This is a genomic window from Chryseobacterium sp. UYP7 (genome assembly GCF_056279225.1).
On sequence record NZ_JBWBQW010000001.1, the window covers coordinates 620,018 to 638,239 of the forward strand.

General features: G+C 37.4%; 17 protein-coding genes. 7 read left to right on the forward strand and 10 right to left on the reverse strand.

Annotated elements, in window-relative coordinates:
* The 5 genes from ACZ9HT_RS02930 to mraZ form a co-directional block, all read right to left on the reverse strand.
* Positions 1 to 1,461 (reverse strand): UDP-N-acetylmuramoyl-L-alanyl-D-glutamate--2,6-diaminopimelate ligase, encoded by a 1,461-nt coding sequence (locus tag ACZ9HT_RS02930; protein WP_476038939.1) that lies wholly within the window; start codon positions 1,459 to 1,461, stop codon positions 1 to 3.
* Between the two features lie 46 nt (positions 1,462 to 1,507).
* Positions 1,508 to 3,499 (reverse strand): penicillin-binding transpeptidase domain-containing protein, encoded by a 1,992-nt coding sequence (locus ACZ9HT_RS02935; RefSeq protein WP_476038940.1) that lies wholly within the window; start codon positions 3,497 to 3,499, stop codon positions 1,508 to 1,510.
* A complete protein-coding gene (locus ACZ9HT_RS02940; protein WP_476038941.1) occupies positions 3,483 to 3,848 on the reverse strand; it encodes an FtsL-like putative cell division protein in 366 nt (121 codons plus the stop codon). Before ACZ9HT_RS02940 ends, ACZ9HT_RS02935 begins: the two co-directional genes overlap by 17 nt.
* 67 nt (positions 3,849 to 3,915) lie before the next feature.
* A complete protein-coding gene (gene rsmH / locus ACZ9HT_RS02945; protein ID WP_476038942.1) occupies positions 3,916 to 4,809 on the reverse strand; it encodes a 16S rRNA (cytosine(1402)-N(4))-methyltransferase RsmH in 894 nt (297 codons plus the stop codon).
* Between the two features lie 19 nt (positions 4,810 to 4,828).
* Entirely contained in the window at positions 4,829 to 5,299 is a 471-nt protein-coding gene (gene mraZ / locus ACZ9HT_RS02950) for a division/cell wall cluster transcriptional repressor MraZ (protein ID WP_476038943.1), read from the reverse strand.
* Positions 5,300 to 5,552: 253 nt separating this feature from the next.
* Between mraZ and ACZ9HT_RS02955 the strand changes: the two genes are divergently transcribed.
* The 7 genes from ACZ9HT_RS02955 (at position 5,553) to ACZ9HT_RS02985 (ending at position 11,900) form a co-directional block, all read left to right on the forward strand.
* Positions 5,553 to 6,317, forward strand: coding sequence for an alpha/beta fold hydrolase (locus ACZ9HT_RS02955; protein WP_476038944.1), 765 nt, complete (start codon positions 5,553 to 5,555; stop codon positions 6,315 to 6,317).
* A 57-nt stretch (positions 6,318 to 6,374) separates the two neighbouring features.
* Positions 6,375 to 6,995 (forward strand): ribosome biogenesis GTP-binding protein YihA/YsxC, encoded by a 621-nt coding sequence (gene yihA, locus ACZ9HT_RS02960; RefSeq protein ID WP_476038945.1) that lies wholly within the window; start codon positions 6,375 to 6,377, stop codon positions 6,993 to 6,995.
* Positions 6,995 to 7,444, forward strand: coding sequence for a GNAT family N-acetyltransferase (locus tag ACZ9HT_RS02965; RefSeq protein ID WP_476038946.1), 450 nt, complete (start codon positions 6,995 to 6,997; stop codon positions 7,442 to 7,444). Before yihA ends, ACZ9HT_RS02965 begins: the two co-directional genes overlap by 1 nt.
* A 174-nt stretch (positions 7,445 to 7,618) precedes the next feature.
* Complete coding sequence (locus ACZ9HT_RS02970) at positions 7,619 to 8,980, forward strand: T9SS type A sorting domain-containing protein (protein ID WP_476038947.1); 1,362 nt, start codon at positions 7,619 to 7,621, stop codon at positions 8,978 to 8,980.
* A 111-nt stretch (positions 8,981 to 9,091) separates the two neighbouring features.
* The gene (locus tag ACZ9HT_RS02975; protein ID WP_476038948.1) at positions 9,092 to 11,230 is read left to right on the forward strand and encodes a S46 family peptidase; all 2,139 of its coding nucleotides are present in this window, start codon (positions 9,092 to 9,094) and stop codon (positions 11,228 to 11,230) included.
* Positions 11,231 to 11,340: 110 nt separating this feature from the next.
* A complete protein-coding gene (locus tag ACZ9HT_RS02980; RefSeq protein WP_476038949.1) occupies positions 11,341 to 11,667 on the forward strand; it encodes a hypothetical protein in 327 nt (108 codons plus the stop codon).
* 2 nt (positions 11,668 to 11,669) lie between these two features.
* On the forward strand, positions 11,670 to 11,900 hold the full coding sequence (locus ACZ9HT_RS02985; RefSeq protein ID WP_476038950.1) for a hypothetical protein: 231 nt from the start codon (positions 11,670 to 11,672) through the stop codon (positions 11,898 to 11,900).
* A gap of 27 nt (positions 11,901 to 11,927) precedes the next feature.
* On the opposite strand, the gene msrA is transcribed toward ACZ9HT_RS02985, so the two are convergent.
* The 5 genes from msrA to ACZ9HT_RS03010 form a co-directional block, all read right to left on the reverse strand.
* Positions 11,928 to 12,488, reverse strand: a complete 561-nt coding sequence (gene msrA, locus ACZ9HT_RS02990; protein WP_476038951.1) for a peptide-methionine (S)-S-oxide reductase MsrA — start codon at positions 12,486 to 12,488, stop codon at positions 11,928 to 11,930.
* Between the two features lie 111 nt (positions 12,489 to 12,599).
* On the reverse strand, positions 12,600 to 13,568 hold the full coding sequence (locus ACZ9HT_RS02995; RefSeq protein WP_476038952.1) for an ROK family protein: 969 nt from the start codon (positions 13,566 to 13,568) through the stop codon (positions 12,600 to 12,602).
* Positions 13,569 to 13,670: 102 nt separating this feature from the next.
* The gene (gene secA, locus ACZ9HT_RS03000; RefSeq protein WP_476038953.1) at positions 13,671 to 16,742 is read right to left on the reverse strand and encodes a preprotein translocase subunit SecA; all 3,072 of its coding nucleotides are present in this window, start codon (positions 16,740 to 16,742) and stop codon (positions 13,671 to 13,673) included.
* A gap of 116 nt (positions 16,743 to 16,858) precedes the next feature.
* Positions 16,859 to 17,080 carry a DUF2795 domain-containing protein gene (locus tag ACZ9HT_RS03005; RefSeq protein WP_133439307.1) on the reverse strand — a complete coding sequence of 74 codons (222 nt, stop codon included), beginning with the start codon at positions 17,078 to 17,080 and terminating at the stop codon, positions 16,859 to 16,861.
* Positions 17,081 to 17,177: 97 nt separating this feature from the next.
* Positions 17,178 to 18,206: a GDP-mannose 4,6-dehydratase gene (locus tag ACZ9HT_RS03010; protein WP_476038954.1), complete on the reverse strand. Its 1,029-nt coding sequence runs from the start codon at positions 18,204 to 18,206 to the stop codon at positions 17,178 to 17,180.
* Positions 18,207 to 18,222 lie beyond the last annotated feature (16 nt).

The window sequence follows — 18,222 nt, forward strand, 5'->3', positions numbered from 1 at the left end:
TTATTTAGACATTAATTTTGCCAATTCTATAATCATTTCTTTATCGTCGAAATGGTGTTTTACGCCATTTATTTCCTGGTAATTTTCGTGTCCTTTTCCGGCTACGAGAATAATATCTTTAGGCTCAGCAAATTTTATTGCCATTTTAATCGCTTCTTTCCGATCTGGAATCGAAGTGTATTTGCTGAAATATTGTGGCTCCACGCCCGCTTCGATTTCTTTGATGATCTCTGCAGGATCTTCCGTTCTTGGATTGTCGGAAGTAATGATTGCTAACGTCGATTTCCGGGAAGCGACTTTTCCCATTTCAGGTCGTTTTGCTTGGTCCCGATCGCCACCACAGCCAAATACTGTGATAAGTCTTTCGTTTTTTGTGCGGATCTCATTAATGGAATCTAAAATATTTTCTAGAGCATCCGGAGTGTGTGCATAATCAACGACGAAGAAAATTCCGCCTTCTGATTTTAAAGTTTCAAATCTGCCTTTTACTTTTTTCAGTTGAGACATCGCTTTTAAAACATCATCGCTGTGAAATCCACTTTCCACCGTAATTGCATAAGCGAGCAGTAAATTGTAAACATTGAATTTTCCGGTTAAGGTTGTCCAGAACTCTTTTCCATTGAAGTTGAGAAGCATTCCGTTAAAATCTGCCTCCAAAATTTTTCCGTGAAAATCTGCCATTGTTTTCAAAGCGTAGCTTTTTTTCAACGCCTTTGTATTTTGAAGCATGACCTTCCCGTTTTTGTCATCAACATTAGTAATGGCGATGGCTTCCGTATTCAGTTCGTCGAAAAATCTTTTTTTCGTTTTTATGTACTCATCAAAAGTCTTATGATAGTCTAAGTGATCGTGCGTAATATTAGTAAAACCGGCGATTTTAAAATGCAAAGCTTCCGTTCTGTTCTGATGAATGCCGTGCGATGAAACTTCCATAAAAGCATATTCGCAACCAACTTCTACCGCCTTTGCTAGCATTTGGTTGATGCGAATAACATCGGGTGTTGTATGCGTTGAAGGAATAATTTCACCTGCTATTCTATATTCCACTGTAGAAATCAAGGCCGATTTAAAACCTAAGGTTTCGAAAATATCAAATAGTAATGTTGCTACAGATGTTTTTCCATTTGTGCCTGTAATTCCTATTAAATTTAATTTTTCTGAAGGATTGCCGTAAAAATTCGAAGCGAGTTGGCCTAAAGTTTTTGAGGCATCTTTCACTTTCACAAAGGTTATTTGGTCTTTTAGAGTTTCTGGTAATGTCTCGCAAATAATTACGGTTGCGCCTTTTTCAATAGAAGAATCGATGAAAGAATGACCATCGGAAATGGTTCCTTTTACGGCAACATAAAGAGAATCCGCAACAACTTTTCGGCTGTCGAACACGATTTCTGAAATATCGGTATTTTGATTTCCGATGATTTGCAGAACTGGGATTCTTTTTAATAGTTCTTCTAATTTCATTTTGTTATTTTCAAATGGACAAGTCGCGGCCTGTACCTACATTTTTTTAATTCTGAAGCTGCAGATAAATTCTTTGGCTTTTATTAATGATGGTTCCTTCTAAAGGAAACTGTTCTTTAATTCTACCAACTCCTTTGTAATCCACTCTGTAACCCTGGTTTTCCAGTTGTGGAATAATATTCTTGCCGATCAAGCCGACGATTTTCGGCATTTGATTTCCGCTAACTGCAATTTTCACATTCGGCTCGATCATTTTGCTCAAATCAACCTTTTTATCAACCAGCAATTCTTTTTCTATATTTTGAGGAGTTTTCAAAAATGTTTTACCCGCGATTTCTTTAAAAACCGGCGCTGAAACAGTTGCTCCATAAAAACCTTTTGAATTATCCGGCTGGTTGACCATCACGATACACGTGTATTTCGGATTGTCTGCCGGATAAAATCCCGCGAAACTCGCCTGATATTTTGGTGGACCAGGTTTCCAGTATTCAAATCTTGCCGTTCCTGTTTTTCCGGCCATTTTAAGATTCGGTGTAAAAATACTTTTACCGGTTCCCTTCTCCACAGCTTTGGTTAAAGCACTCGTCATCATTTTTATGGCTTTTTCGGAAGCCATTTTGTTAACCATTGTTGCAGGTTTCGCTTCATATAAAATCCGGCCGTCTTTCATAATTTTATCAATGAAAAGCGGTTTCAGCATTTTTCCTTTATTGGCAATTCCGTTGTAGAAAGTCGTTAACTGCAAAAGATTAAATCGGGAGGAATATCCGTAAGCCAGAGAAGCCAAAGTCGCGGCATTCCATCTTTTACTTTCTGGTGTTACGATATATGGTTTCGTAATTCCGGGAAGTTCAATGTCCATTTTATCGAACATTTTCCATCTTCTTAAATGATCCAAGAAAACTTCTGGATTATCTGCATAAAATTTTGTGATGAGTTTCGCCGAACCAACATTGCTTGATTTCGCCAGGACATCAGAAATATCATATGTTCCGCCGCCGTGACCATCGGAAATTCGCTGTTTTGCGTAAGTCCAGACTCCGTTTCCAACGTTTACCGTCGTATTTTCATCAATAAAACCATCGTCCATTGCTGCTAAAAGAGAAACTGTTTTAAATGTTGAACCTGGTTCTGTCGCGTCTTTCAGAGCATAGTTGTAGGCATCAACATAAATTCCGGGTTCCGTTCTGCGGAGATTGACCATCGCTTTTACTTTACCTGTCGCTACTTCCATTACGAGAACGCAACCGTGTTCCGCATCAAATTTTACGAGTTGTTTCTCTAAAGCAGAACTTGCAATGTCCTGAATTCTCATATCAATTGTGGTGTAAACATCCTGTCCATCAACAGGCTCCTGAACCTTCCAGTAATCGATAGGTTTCCACTGACTGGAATTTACTCTTTGTTCTAACCTCGTTCCGTCTATTCCGGTGAGATATTTAGAAAAAGCACCTTCTAATCCTGATTGTGCGGCGGCATTATCCATCCCAATCGTTCCGGCGCCAATTTGTGTTGTAGCCAATTCCCGTTTGAAATTTCTGTCGATAATAAAACCTCCTTTATTTTTCCCTCTTCTAAAAATTGGGAATTTTCTGATCCGATCATAATCATCGAAATCTAAACCTTTCACCAGTCCGTAATATTGATTTTTCGCCTTTTTTTGCTGATCTAAACGGTCTCTGAAATAACTTCTTGGTTTACCGAACATTTTCGATAAAGAATCTGTCAATGGTCCAATATTGTTTGAGTAAACAGAATCTTTGATGATTTTGAAATCTAAATAAACATCATATCGCATTACCGTTGTCGCTAAAATAGAACCATCTGCTGCGTAAAGATTTCCGCGCGCTGCTTTAAGAGTTGCTTCGCGGTAATTTTTATTGATGTAATCATCTTTAATTTCCTGAACATTAGTGTTTTGCAAGACAATAATTCTGGCAAGAAAAACAATGAATAAGACAAAGGCAAACCCTGCGAAGAAGTAACCCCATCGTAGTGTTTTTGCGCGTTTATTTTCGAATTCATTTTGAACTGCCATCTGTACTGTCTAATTTTATCAATAATTTATGAGGGTGATTTTCCAATGATAATAAGGAATCCTGCACCATTTCTTTTCCTAATTCCGATTCTAATTTTACTTTAATTAATTTGCTTTGAGCGTAAGCGTTTCGGGATTTAAACTCCTCTGTCTGCTCTTTTAAATCGTTCACCAATTCTATTTTTTTACTAACCAGGTGGTTGCTGTAAATAATGATCATCATTAATACAAAGACCAGCATAAAATATTTGTAGTGTATTTTAACCTCATCGCGGTTCAGAAAATTCCCTTTTACAATGTCTATAAAAGTGAGTTTTTTCTGAGGACGATTTGTTGGTCTTTTTGCCATGTTCTTTTATCTGTAATGAGTAATTAACAATGGGTAATTTAATTGCTTATCGCCCACTAATTATTACTTATATCTTAATTCCGACACGCATTTTTGCGCTTCTTGCCCTGGAGTTTTCTGCTATTTCTGCCTCATCCGGAATGATTGCTTTCGTCTGAAGAAGTTCAAATGTTTTCGAAAAGTTCCCATAAATATCTCTTGCGGGTTCGCCCTCAAACATTCCGTTTTTCAAAAATCTTTTAACGAGTCTGTCCTCCAGGGAATGATAAGAGATCACGACCAATCTGCCGTTAGGTTTTAACATTTTATGGGATTGAACAAGTAACTCCTTCAATACTTCTAATTCCTGATTTACTTCAATTCTCACGGCCTGAAAAACCTGAGCGAAGAATTTATTCTGTTTGAACTGAGGAATATAACTGAAGAGTTTTTTTAAATCTTCGGTCGTTTCAATTGTTTTTATTTTACGGTGATGCACAATTTCCCGCGCCAGTTTTCTGGATTCCCGCAGTTCGCCATAGTAATAAAAGATATTGGCTAATTGCTCCTCTTCATATTCATTAATGACCTTTTTTGCGTTTAGATCCTGCATTACATTCATTCGCATATCTAGCGGTGCATTGCTTCGGGTAGAAAATCCGCGCTCGGCTTCATCAAACTGATGAGACGACACGCCCAGATCCGCTAAAATCCCATCGACGCTATTTATTCCGTAAGCCATTAAAGAATTTTCCAAGAATCTGAAATTCTGATTGATGAGTGTAAACCTTTCGTCTTCAAACGTGTTTTTCAATGCATCCAGATCCTGATCAAAACCGTAGAGCTTCCCTTTAGAAGAAAGTTTCTTTAAGACCTCTCTGGAATGACCGCCGCCGCCGAAAGTTACGTCCACATAAATTCCGTCGGGATTCGTTACCAAATCATCTACACTTTTTCTTAGCAAAACGGGATTATGATACATATTCTAGTTATTATCCGTATTAATTTTCTTCGTCATCGAAGCTAATGTCGCCCATCACTTCTTCTGCCAGTTTTGCAAAATCTTCTTCAGAAGTGGCAATTACCTGCTCATAAGCATCTTTATCCCAAATCTCAAAAAGTTCGCCGGCACTGGTGATCACGATCTCTTTTGTGAGATTTGCAAAAACAGTTAAATCCTTCGAGATCTGTATTCTTCCAGCATTATCTGGCTCAACAGTCTTTAAACCTGCAGTAAACTGACGAATGAAATCAGCATTCTTCTTTTGGAAGCGATTCAGTTTATTTATTTTTTCCATCAGTTTTTCCCAACCCTGCATTGGATAAACCTCTAGGCAGGATTGAAACACAGAACGCTTTACCACAAAGGAATCACCATCAAAATTCTCCATCTGTTTTACCAGAGATGAAGGGAGTTTGATGCGACCTTTGTCGTCCATTTTGCATTCATATGTACCGATGAAATTCTCCATTTGGGACAAATTTATATAAAAATTTCTAAAACTTCCCACTTTTTCCCACTTTTTGACTTATTGTTAATAAGTTTTGATTATTATCATTAAATAATTGATTAAAAAGCAGTTAGCGGGATCAGATATTTTTAGAAAATTCTGAAAGTTTTTTTAAACCGTATTCTTAAAAAAATGTATTTTTAATGAAATTTAGGTGACCTAAATTATAGTTGGTGTTAAATTTGTATTTTTGCAGTGCTGATAAAGCATTTTTATGAGATTTATTACGAAAAAAGAAAAGAAATTCTCTTTCATAGAAGCTGGAGAAGGGCATCCGTTGGTTTTATTACACGGATTAATGGGTGGTTTAAGTAACTTCGATTCAACAGTAAACTTTTTTGCTGAAAGAGGTTACAAAGTTTTCGTACCCGTTCTTCCTATATATGACTTGCCTGTTTTAAATACGAACTTAACAACGATTGCGAAATATGTTGCGAAGTTTATTGAAGCGAAAACGAACGAACCCGCAACGATCGTGGGGAATTCTATGGGCGGACATATTGGTTTAATTCTAACTTTGGCCAGACCAGAATTAGTTAAAAACTTAGTGTTAACAGGAAGTTCTGGACTTTACGAAAGAACCTTCGGAGATAGTTTTCCAAGAAAATCCGACAAAGAATATATTCGTAAAAAAACGCAGGAAGTTTTTTACGATCCTTTTATAGCAACTGAAGAACTGGTTGATGAGGTTTTTTCTGTAGTTAACGACAGAATGAAAGGAATCAAAACAGTAATGCTTGCACGCAGCGCCATTAAACATAATATGATGAATGATTTGCCTACAATTACGACACCTGTTTGTCTAATTTGGGGGAGACAGGATAATGTAACTCCGCCAGAAGTTGCAGTAGATATGCATAAACTTTTGCCCAATTCATCTTTGAACTGGATTGAAGAATGTGGTCATGCAGCGATGATGGAAAAGCCGGATGAATTCAACAAAATATTGTACGACTGGTTACAGAGCTTAGAAAAATAATAGAGTGGAAGTTTAAGCTTCCATTTTTTATTTAATTTAATTTTAAAAAAATAACAAATGGTTATCAAAACAGCAGAATTTTTAAAGAGTAGCGGAAAGTGGCAGGAATGTCCGGAACCTACTTTGCCGGAATATGCATTTATAGGAAGGTCTAATGTGGGAAAATCGTCTCTGATCAATGCCATGTTAAATCATAAGGATTTAGCGAAAACTTCACAGACGCCTGGAAAAACGCAGTTGATCAATCATTTTTTAATCAATGAAAAATGGTACTTAACAGATCTGCCCGGTTATGGGTACGCAAGAGTTTCAAAAAGTATGAGAAGAGACTTCGAGAAAATTAATACCAACTATATTCTTAACCGAAAAAACCTGGTCAACCTTTTTGTCCTGGTAGATTCCCGTCATACGCCGCAACAAATCGATATTGAATTTATAGAATGGTGTGGCGAAAGTGATATTCCCTTCTCTATCGTTTTTACGAAGGCCGATAAATTGAAGCCTAACACCGTAAATGCTAATGTTGAAGCGTACCGAACAGAACTCCTTAAAACGTGGGAAGAATTGCCTGATATGTATGTAACTTCTGCAGAGAAAAAAATTGGTGGAGATGAAATTTTGAATTTTATCACCGCAACCAACGATATGTTAGTAAAGAATAAAGTCACGTTTGAATAATGAACGACATTATCTGGAAAATTAAGACATTCAGCGAACTCTCTGTTAAACAGCTGTATGAAATTTTAAAACTTCGGCAGGAGGTTTTTATAGTAGAACAGACTTGTTTTTATCTTGATGCAGATGGCCATGATGAGGAAGCGGTTCATATTTGGGCAGAAAAGAACGGAGCAATTGTGGCGTATTGCAGAATCTTCGAACCCAATATAAAATACGAGGAGTCCTCTATCGGCAGGGTTTTAACGCATCCAGATTTTAGAAATTTAAAACTTGGAAAAATTTTAATGAGGATTGCTTTAGATACAATTGAAGCAAGATTTCATACGAACAGCGTAAAAATTTCAGCACAGGATTATCTGTTTAAGTTTTATACTCAACTCGGATTTCAATCTACCGGAAAATCCTATTTAGAAGACGACATTCCACACACGGAAATGCGCAAAGAGTAGAAGCTTTAGTTGCGCCTGTTAGTGCAGTGATGGCCGTTGCTGTTCAAAATTATGTTAAATTGACATTATCAAATTCATACCATTAAATCTAATAAGCTGAAAAAGTTCCAATATTGTTTGCATATAGTTTCTGAATTATGTAGTTTTACATAAATTCATTTAACTTTAAATATTATGAAAAAAATTCTACTTACTGGCTTTGCGCTAGTTTCAATGGCAACACAGGCTCAGTCTTGGGTGCCTCAGGCGACGAAACTTCCTACTTCCTTTGCTCCAAGAGAAATTTCAATTGTAAATGCTACTACTGTTTGGGCATCGGTTTCAGATGGTTCAGGTGGAGGAACTTATCCTAAAACATTCATCAAAACAACTAATGGCGGAACAACCTGGACTCCTGGTAATATCGCAGGACCTCCAGCTAATGCTTTGGTAGGTGATATTTTTGGTCTAGATGCAAATACTGCTTGGGTAGTTACTGCACCTTCTGCCGGTACTGCAGGAAATGGTATTTATAAAACTACCAATGGTGGTGGTGCATGGGCTAAACAAACTGCTTTTAGTACTGTTTCATTTGCAAATCTCGTTTATTTCTGGGATGCTAACAATGGTTTTGCCGCAGGTGATCCTCCTACAAATGCAGCATCAAAATTTGAAGTATACACCACTTCAAATGGAGGTGCGACGTGGACTGCAAATGCAAATGCACCAAGTGCAGTAGGCGCAGGGTATGGTTTAACTGGAGTTAAGGCTGTTGCTGGAAATTCAGTTTGGTTCGGAACTACTACCGGAAAAATTGCCCGTTCAAATGATAAAGGTCTTACCTGGAATATTTATTTCTCCCCGGCTTTAGATTTTGGTGGTGGCGCTGCAGGTGGTGGTGTTGATGGATCATCAGCTCACATGGCTTACAAAGATTCTAGCAATGGTCTTTTGATCACTGCTGATGGTGCTATTGCTGGACAAACTGCTACAGCTGCACTTTATAATACAACAGATGGTGGAGCAACATGGAGCCCAGTGAATCCAAACGGGCCTTGGTACTACGGTGATATCACTTACGTTCCGGGAACTGCAAATACTTATGTTTCTACTGGAATCACAAATGCTGATGCTACGATGACAGGGAGTTCATATTCCACAGATGGTGGTTTAAACTGGACTGCCATTGATAATGGACAGCAAAGAGGTACTGTTCAATTCCTTAATTCTACAACAGGGTGGTGTGGTTATTTCAGCGATGGACCTACAGGTGTTGCTGGAATCTTTAAATTTAGTGGTGATTTAGCTTTAGCAACAAACGAAAGTGCGGTTAAAACTGGATTAAAGGTATATCCTAACCCAGCGGTTGATGTTGTAAATGTTTCTGCAAACAGAGAAATTAAAGCAGTAACAATTATTGATCTTTCCGGTAAAAAAGTAAGATCCGTTCAAACTAAAGGAGAAATTAACGTTTCATCTTTAACTAAAGGAACTTATATTCTACAAGTATCATACGTTGATGGTGCTGTAGAAAATACTAAAATCATTAAAAAATAATTTTAAATAATTTTTTTTAAAAGAATGGATGAGGTTTCTCATCCATTCTTTTTTATTAAAGTCCTATATGAAATGATTTTAGTAAATTAGCCCTATTAAAAAATTTTATAAATGAAAAGAATATTTTTACTGCTCACGTTCATGTTGAGCTTCCTACAACTTAAGGCCGACGAAGGAATGTGGCTTTTAATGATGATCAAGCGACTCAATGGAGTTGATATGCAAAAAGAAGGTCTAAAACTGACTGCCGAAGAAATTTATTCTGTAAATAATTCCAGTTTAAAAGATGCAATTGTTCAGTTTGGTGGTGGTTGTACTGCCGAAATGGTCTCTAAAGAAGGATTACTTTTAACAAATCACCATTGTGGTTATGGAGCCATCGCAGAACTTTCGACTCCTGCAAACGATCACTTAACCAATGGCTTCTGGGCGATGAAAAAAAGTGAGGAACTTCCTTCCAAAGGTCTTTCTGTACGATTTTTAGTGAGAATGGATGATGTTACAAAACGGATTAACGGTAAGTTAAACAATAATATGTCTGCGGATGAAAGAAAAGCGATCATCGATGCAGAATACAAAGCCATCCAAACAGAAAATTCCGAAAACGGTAAATATTCTGTGGTAGTAAGAGATTTCTTTAGCGGAAACGAATTTTATTATTTTGTTTATCAGGATTTTAAAGATGTAAGATTGGTAGGAACTCCTCCAAATTCTTTAGGAAAATTTGGTGGTGATACCGATAACTGGGAATGGCCAAGACATACTGTAGATTTCTCTGTATTCAGAGTTTATGCAGATGCAAACGGAAACCCGGCAGAATATTCTCCGACTAATGTACCAATGACCCCAAAACACGCGCTGCCAATTTCTTTGAAAGGTTACAAACCCGGAGATTTTGCAATGATCGTTGGTTTCCCGGGAAGAACAAACAGATATCTGACTTCTTATGGTATCGAGCAAATGGTTAATAAAGATTATCCGGCTTGGGTTGAAGCTTCAAAAGTTGCTATGGATGTAATGAAAATATACATGGACAAAGATCAGGCAACAAAACTTAATTACGCTTCCCAATACGCTTCTGTTGCAAATTACTGGAAAAACAGACAGGGAACGATTGATGCAGTAAAAATGAACGGCACAATCGCTGAGAAGAAAGCTTTAGAAGAAAAATATATGAACTGGGCTTTGATGCCAGAAAATCAAGCGATGTACGGTGGAGTTTTAGCGGATATCAAAACTAATTATACGCAGATGTCCGATAGAAATGTAGAGCGAAATTATTCCTCTCAACTTCAAAGAAATGCGAAATATATTCCGATCGCTTATCAATTGGGGACTTTGTTAAAATCCTATGCTGACCAGGATGACAACGGAAAAGCTGCTATGAAAACTAAAGTTACCGAAGCTATTGATAAAGCTTATGACGGATTGAATACCAAGTTAGAAGGCGAAATGTTAAATTCTATGGTTGACCTTTATCAACAAAGAGTGAACAAAGATGTTGCTTCTCCGTCTTTAATGGCAACAGACGGAAAGAAACTTTCATTGGAAGCTTTCTCTTCAATATTTGCAACGAAAGAATCTGCAATGAATTTTGTGAATAATCCGGACCGATTAAAAATTGACGCGGATCCAATGTACAAACTGGCAAACGGATTTGTTACCGATCAAAAGTTAGCTGGAGAAAAATACGCGAAAGTTGATGAAGCATTTGCAAAAAACAGCAGAATATTTTTAGATGGTTTAAGAAAATCTCAACCAACCAAAGATTTCTATCCAGATGCAAACTCTACGATGAGACTTACTTACGGTAAAATCTCAACGTTGCCAGAAAGAACAGACAGAAAGTATTTCGGCATCAGTGCAAAAGATAATTATTATACAGATGTTACCGGAATGGTAGCAAAATATAAAAAAGGTGATGAAGAATTTGACTTACCTCAAAGATTCCTTGATCTTGTTAAGAAAAAAGACTTCGGCCGTTATGCTGACAAAAAAGGATTTATGCCTGTAAATTTCTTGTCAGATAATGATATTACTGGTGGAAACTCCGGTTCTCCAATTATGGATGGAAACGGAAGACTGCTTGGTTTAGCTTTCGACGGAAACAGCGAAGCATTAAGCGGTGATATTATTTTCGACCAGAAATGGCAGAAAACCATCAACGTAGATATTAGAATGGTTCTTTGGACCATCGAAAAATACGGTAAAGCCGGTCACTTGATCAGCGAAATGACTTTGGTGAAATAAACCAATAAGATATTTTTAAGTAAAGACCGCTGAAATTTTCAGCGGTCTTTTTTGTTTTGAAAGCAGAAGATATTATCTTAATTTAGAAGAATATTAACCTACAATACTGAATGATGAATCTGGAAAATTATTCGAAAGATCTAAAGACGATCGATCTGGCGAAAGCTAATTTGACCGCATTACAATATCTTCTTTTTTTTGCGCTGATTTTTGGACTTCCGTTTTATATCATCTGGGGATTTGATCTTTCTGGCCTTTTTCCTGAAAATAAAGTGTTGAAGGCGATTTTGCCCTTATTGGTTTTCGTTGTTGGAATTGTTCTGCATGAATTGATCCATGGGATATTTTTTGCAGCCTTTGCTTCAAAAGGAATAGAATCGGTGAAGTTTGGCGTCCTCTGGAAAATGCTGACCCCTTCCATTGTAAAGAACCTTTGAAAGTGAAACACTACATTATGGCCTTATTTGCACCATTATTAGTGCTTGGTATAATTCCGGGTATTGTTGGCGTTGCAACGGGTTCATTTTTACTGATGATATTCGGAATTGTTTTTTCAGGTGCGGATAGAGGCGATATTATGATATACAATCTCATCAAAGGGAAATATCAGGAAGATTTGGTTCAGGATCATCCATCAGAAGCAGGTTGTTATATTTTCAGAAAAAAATAAAGCGAAGAAAAATCTCCGCTTTATATATTAATTAGTTTCTGTATTCAGCATTCCCAATTCTCCGAAATGTTTTTTGAATTTCGCGATCTTCGGTCCAACTACGGCACTGCAGTAAGGTTGGTTAGGATTGATCTCATAATAACCCTGGTGATATTGTTCCGCCGGAAAAAACTCCTCAAGCTTTGTAATTTCTGTAACGTACTTACCTTCGTATTTCCCGGAAGCTTCTGATTTTTTCATTGCTTCTTCAGCTCTTTCCTTTTCAGCCTCGTCATTATAAAAAATAACAGAGCGATATTGTGTTCCGATATCATTTCCCTGTCTGTTCAACTGCGTTGGATCGTGTAGGAAAAAGAAAACGTCCATTAATTTGTCATAAGAAAGAATGGCAGGATCGTATGTGAGTTGAACCACTTCCGCATGACCCGTATTTCCAGTACAAACTTCTTCGTAGGTAGGATTTTTTGTATGTCCGCCTGCATATCCTGATGTCGTAGATTCTACGCCTTTTAATAAATCAAGTACGCTGTCAACGCACCAAAAACAACCGCCACCAAAAGTGATCGTTTCTAAATTCTGTTTGTTCATTTATTTGTTATTTTTTTGAATTTTAATTTCCTGTTCAGTCTGAAAATTAAAATATGTTGATGATAAGAATTAATCTTTTCTAGGGTTTAATTCTCACGAAAACCATGCCAGTCACTTCTCCCAAACCAAAGCACTTGCGCCTAAAATAGCAGCATCAGCTTCATCGAGTTCACTGAAAACAAGTTTGACTTTATTTCGAAAAATCGGTAACAGGTTTCTTTCCATGTGAAGTTTAGTCGGTTTCATTAAAAAATCACCTGCTTTTATAACGCCACCAAAAAGTAAAATTGCTTCCGGTGAAGAAAACATGACGAAATTTGCCAAAGCTTCTCCTAATTTCTGTCCGGTATACCGAAATACTTCAATCGCAATAGGATCTCCCTTTGTTGCACATTCAAAAACGACTTTTGAGTTCACCTGTTCTTCCGGATAATCATTCAACATAGAACTCGGAAATTCTGCGCGCATTTTTTTGGCTGTAATGGTGATTCCCGTTGCCGAGGCATACGCTTCCAAAGAACCTTCCGATCCAGTGCTCCAGTGTTTTCTGCCACCAGGTTTTACGATCGTATGACCCAATTCACCCGCAAATCCGTCGTGACCGTAGATTAATTGTCCATTAGAAATAATTCCGCTTCCAACTCCGGTTCCCAGCGTCATCATAATAAAATCCTTCATTCCACGTGCGGCACCAAACATCATTTCACCCAAAGCTGCAGCATTTGCGTCATTGGTCATTTTGCAGGAAACTTCAAATTTCGCTTTCATTAATTCTGCAAAAGGAACTACGCCTTTCCAGTGTAAATTCGGAGCCTGCTCAATGGTTCCACGAAAGTAATTCGCATTGGGCGCACCCACGCCGATACCATCGAATTGCTTTTGGCCACAATGCTTCATTATTAAGGGAGAAACGGTTTCGTAAAGCGCATCAATAAAATCCTCAACTTTCGGATAATCATCAGTTTTGAGGCTTCCTTTGTCTAAAATTTCTCCGCGGTGATTTACCAGTCCGTATTTGGTATTGGTTCCACCAATGTCTACACCGAGTGCTACTTGTTTGGATAAGTCTATTAATGACATTCAAAATTATTTAGTCATTAAAAATACAAAAATTAGTAAAGCATCATAAAAAAAACTTCCTCAAAAAAATTGAAGAAGTTTTTAAATATAATTTGTGAATTCTTACGCCGGAATTTCTCCTTTGTATAAGAATGAAATAATTTCTTTATTTACTTTTTCAACCATTTCGCTGAAAAGATAAAAAGATTCCTGTTTGTAAATTACCAACGGATCTTTCTGTTCGTAAACTGCACCTTGCGAAGAACGTCTTAGATCATCCATTTCTCTTAAGTGAAGTTTCCAGTTCTCATCGATGATCGCAAGCGAAATATTTTTTTCGAAATCGGTTACCAAAGAATCACATTTCGTTTCGAAAGCTTCTTTTAAATCCGTAACGATCGTCATTGTTTTAATACCGTCTGTGAACGGAACCTGAATCATTTTAAACATTGATCCCTGATTTTGGAATACATTTTCGATGATCGGGAAAGATTTTTCTTTCAACAGATTCAACTTCATCTGATAATCGTCGGAAGCTGCTTTGAAAAGCATATTCGTTAATTCCGGAACCTGTTTCGTTTTGAATTCATTTTCAGTGAAAGGCGCTTCCATAGTGAAGTTCTTAATGATCTCATATTCGAAATCTTTAAAATCACCTTGTAATTTTCCTTGCGTAACGATAGACTGCGAAACATCGAAGATCATATTTGAAATATCATATTTCAAGTGATCCCCAAATAGTGCGTTCTTTCTTCTTTTGTAGATGACATCACGCTGTTTGTTCATTACATCATCATACTCCAACAGTCTTTTTCTGACACCGAAGTTATTTTCCTCTACTTTTTTCTGAGCTCTTTCAATTGATTTTGAGATCATTCCGTGCTGAATTACTTCACCTTCTTTATGACCCATTTTATCCATCATTTTCGCAATTCTTTCAGAACCGAAAAGACGCATTAAATTGTCCTCCAAAGAAACATAGAACTGAGAACTTCCTGGATCACCCTGTCTTCCGGCACGACCACGAAGCTGTCTGTCGACCCGTCTTGAATCATGTCTTTCAGTTCCAATAATTGCCAAACCGCCGTTTTTCTTCACGTCGCCCTGCAATTTAATGTCGGTTCCACGACCTGCCATATTTGTTGCAATCGTTACAACTCCAGGTCCACCTGCCATTGCTACGATTTCTGCTTCTCTTGCGTGAAGCTTTGCATTTAATACATTATGCTGAATTTTTCTTAAAGATAATGCTCTTGATAATAACTGAGAGATCTCTACCGAAGTTGTACCAACCAAAACAGGTCTTCCATCGGCTGTTAATCTTTCGATTTCTTCAATTACCGCATTATATTTTTCGCGATTGGTTTTGTAAACCAGATCCTGTCTGTCATCTCTCGTAATTGGTCTGTTTGTAGGAATTACCACTACATCCAGTTTATAAATTTCCCAAAGTTCGCCAGCTTCTGTTTCTGCAGTACCCGTCATTCCCGCAAGCTTATTATACATCCGGAAGTAATTTTGAAGCGTTACCGTTGCAAAAGTCTGGGTTGCAGCTTCAATTTTTACATTTTCTTTTGCTTCGATCGCCTGGTGAAGTCCGTCTGAATAACGTCTTCCCTCCATAATACGGCCGGTTTGCTCATCTACGATTTTTACTTCGCCATCGATCACTACATACTCGTCATCTTTTTCAAATAATGTGTATGCTTTCAATAATTGGCTTAAAGTGTGAACCCGTTCAGATTTAACAGCAAACTCCCCGAATATTTTTTCTTTGGCTTCAAACTCTTCTTCTTTTGTTAAGTTTTGCGCTTCCAGTTCTGCGATCTCAGTTCCTATGTCATTCAAAACGAAGAAATCTTTGTCTTCATTCCCGGCAGACATATATTCTACTCCTTTATCGGTAAGGTCGATCTGGTTATTTTTTTCGTCGATAACGAAATACAGATCTTTATCTACGATCGGCATATCGCGGTTATTATCCGCCATATAAGTTCCTTCTGTTTTTTGAAGAAGTGCTTTGTGCCCGCTTTCTGATAAATATTTAATTAAAGGTCGTGATTTCGGCAAACCTCTGTAAGCCTGCAATAATTTGAAACCGCCTTCTTTATTTTTTCCGTTAGTGATCAATTTTTTAGCTTCGGCAAAAAGGGCAGAAACTGTTTTTTTCTGAATGTCAACGATCCGGTCTACAGAAGGTTTCAACACATCAAATTCCTGACGGTCACCTTGAGGAACCGGTCCGGAAATGATTAAAGGTGTTCTTGCATCATCAACCAAAACTGAATCTACCTCATCAACAATCGCAAAGTTCAGTTCTCTCTGAACAAGTTCTGTGGGCGAAGTAACCATGTTATCTCTTAAATAATCGAAACCGAATTCGTTATTTGTTCCGTAAGTAATACTGGAATTGTAAGCTTTTCTTCGTGCGTCTGAATTGGGTTGGTGTAAATCAATACAGTCGATCGTTAAACCGTGAAATTGGTATAAAGGTCCCATCCAGGCCGAGTCGCGTTTCGCCAGATAATCATTTACGGTAACTACGTGAACACCACGTCCTGAAAGTGCATTTAAGTATATTGGTAAGGTTCCTACTAAGGTCTTACCCTCACCAGTCGCCATTTCGGCAATTTTACCACTGTGTAGGATTACGCCACCAATAAACTGAACATCGTAATGTACCATGTCCCATTTGATCGGTGTTCCAGCTGCGTCCCAATGATTTTGCCAGATTGCAGTATCGCCATCAATTAAAACGAAATCTTTCGTAGAAGCGAGTTCCCTGTCCAGCTCTGTAGCTTTGACCCGAATTTCTCCGTTTTCTGCCAATCTTCTGGATGTTTCTTTTATTAAGGTGAAAGCTTCGGGTAGAATCTCGTTAAGTACTTTTTCTTCTACTTGATAGGAATCTTTTTTTAACTGTTCTATTTTGCCAAAAAGTGCTTCCTTCTCATCAACATTCGTAGAGTTTTTGATCTGTTCTTTGGTCTCGTCGATCTGAGCAGTAATAGTTGCCGTGGCAGCTTTTAATTTTTCTTTAAACGCTGCGGTCTTATCTCTTAACCCGTCATCTGAAAGTTCGTTAATAGCTACCTCAGTAGCTTTTATTTTTGATACTACTTTTTTTACTTCCTTCAGGTCGGTTATGTTTTTATCACCCAGGAAACCTTTAAGAACATTGTCTATAAAACCCATATTATTCGCTTTAGGCTCAATGTGCTAGACATTTAACCATTTTAAAATTTTTAATTTTTTAGAATTTTTCTAAAATATAAATGCCAATCGTCTTTAAGGACAACCGGCAGTGTTTTTTAATATTCATCCTCATTCCAGAGGTAATCATCATCGGTTGGATAATCGCTCCAAACTTCTTCGATAGAATCATAAATTTCACCTTCATCTTCAATTGCCTGAAGATTCTCTACAACTTCCATTGGTGCACCTGTTCTAATTGCATAATCAATAAGTTCAGCCTTAGTCATCGGCCAAGGTGCGTCACTTAAATAAGAAGCTAATTCTAATGTCCAATACATATAATATAATTTTTTGCAAAAGTATAAAAATCAGCGACATAAAAAAGGTTTTTGCCGTTGATTTTCAATAAACTTTGATTTTTTTCTGCTAATTTTTTCAGGAACCATTTTTCAAAAACCATTCCACAAATTTTTTTATGCCATTTTGGAAATGCGTTGTTGGATGATAACCGATCAAAGACCGCGCTTTTGTAATGTCTGCGCTGGTTTTTTGCACATCGCCGGGTTGCAGTGGCAGTATTCTTTTTTGAGACTTTTTATCCAGATTTTCTTCGATGGTAGAAAGCATCTGATTTAAACTGATGACTTCATTTTCGCCCAGGTTAATGATCTCGTGAACATTTTGATGGGTTTCCAAATAATTAATAGATTTAAGGATTCCATCAATAATATCATCAATGTACGTATAATCTCTGGCGGTGGAACCGTTGCCATAAAAAGGAATTTCTGTATTTACATTAATGAACTTGGTGAATTTATGGATCGCAAGATCCGGTCTTTGTCGCGGTCCGTACACGGTAAAGAAACGCAGATGGATCATATCAATTCCGTAAAGATGATGGTAAACATGACCCAGAATTTCTGTACATTTTTTGGTAGCCGCATAAGGAGATATTGGCTCATCAACCGCATCCTGCTCAGAAAACGGAATTTTTTTATTGTTTCCATAAACGCTCGAACTTGAGGCATTTATAAACTTATCAATTTGAAATTCTTTACAGAGTTCCCATAGATTCAGAGTTCCTTTAACATTCACCTCTTCATAATCCAGCGGTCGCTCAATTGAAGGGCGAACTCCGGCGAGTGCGGCTAAGTGAATAATAAAATCAATTTTATGTTTGGCAAAGATCTTTTCTAAGCCCTCTTTATCTCTGATGTCCTGATAATAAAGTTGGTAATCTTTGGATGAAGTTTCGAAGATCAGTTTCTGAATATCCAGCTCCTTTTCATGAAAAGAAAACTCCAGTGTTTTATTGATCGACTCTAATGTATTTTTGATTTTAATTTCATAATCGTAGAAGTCATCAAAATTGTCAATGTTAATGACAGAATGTCCATTTTTAAGCAGGTGCTCTACCAAATGAGATCCAATAAATCCGCTTCCACCAGTAACTAAATAGTTCATCGTTGTTGTTTCTTGA

Bases quoted from the DNA above. Each gene is read 5' to 3' on its own strand.
- ACZ9HT_RS02970 (WP_476038947.1), top strand. From the start codon at position 7,619: ATGAAAAAAATTCTACTTACTGGCTTTGCGCTAGTTTCAATGGCAACA.
- ACZ9HT_RS02995 (WP_476038952.1), bottom strand. From the start codon at position 13,568: ATGTCATTAATAGACTTATCCAAACAAGTAGCACTCGGTGTAGACATT.
- ACZ9HT_RS03010 (WP_476038954.1), bottom strand. From the start codon at position 18,206: ATGAACTATTTAGTTACTGGTGGAAGCGGATTTATTGGATCTCATTTG.
- ACZ9HT_RS02935 (WP_476038940.1), bottom strand. From the start codon at position 3,499: ATGGCAGTTCAAAATGAATTCGAAAATAAACGCGCAAAAACACTACGA.
- mraZ (WP_476038943.1), bottom strand. From the start codon at position 5,299: ATGGAGAATTTCATCGGTACATATGAATGCAAAATGGACGACAAAGGT.
- msrA (WP_476038951.1), bottom strand. From the start codon at position 12,488: ATGAACAAACAGAATTTAGAAACGATCACTTTTGGTGGCGGTTGTTTT.
- ACZ9HT_RS02940 (WP_476038941.1), bottom strand. From the start codon at position 3,848: ATGGCAAAAAGACCAACAAATCGTCCTCAGAAAAAACTCACTTTTATA.
- ACZ9HT_RS02980 (WP_476038949.1), top strand. From the start codon at position 11,341: ATGATGAATCTGGAAAATTATTCGAAAGATCTAAAGACGATCGATCTG.
- yihA (WP_476038945.1), top strand. From the start codon at position 6,375: ATGGTTATCAAAACAGCAGAATTTTTAAAGAGTAGCGGAAAGTGGCAG.
- ACZ9HT_RS02930 (WP_476038939.1), bottom strand. From the start codon at position 1,461: ATGAAATTAGAAGAACTATTAAAAAGAATCCCAGTTCTGCAAATCATC.
- rsmH (WP_476038942.1), bottom strand. From the start codon at position 4,809: ATGTATCATAATCCCGTTTTGCTAAGAAAAAGTGTAGATGATTTGGTA.
- secA (WP_476038953.1), bottom strand. From the start codon at position 16,742: ATGGGTTTTATAGACAATGTTCTTAAAGGTTTCCTGGGTGATAAAAAC.
- ACZ9HT_RS03005 (WP_133439307.1), bottom strand. From the start codon at position 17,080: ATGTATTGGACATTAGAATTAGCTTCTTATTTAAGTGACGCACCTTGG.
- ACZ9HT_RS02965 (WP_476038946.1), top strand. From the start codon at position 6,995: ATGAACGACATTATCTGGAAAATTAAGACATTCAGCGAACTCTCTGTT.
- ACZ9HT_RS02955 (WP_476038944.1), top strand. From the start codon at position 5,553: ATGAGATTTATTACGAAAAAAGAAAAGAAATTCTCTTTCATAGAAGCT.
- ACZ9HT_RS02975 (WP_476038948.1), top strand. From the start codon at position 9,092: ATGAAAAGAATATTTTTACTGCTCACGTTCATGTTGAGCTTCCTACAA.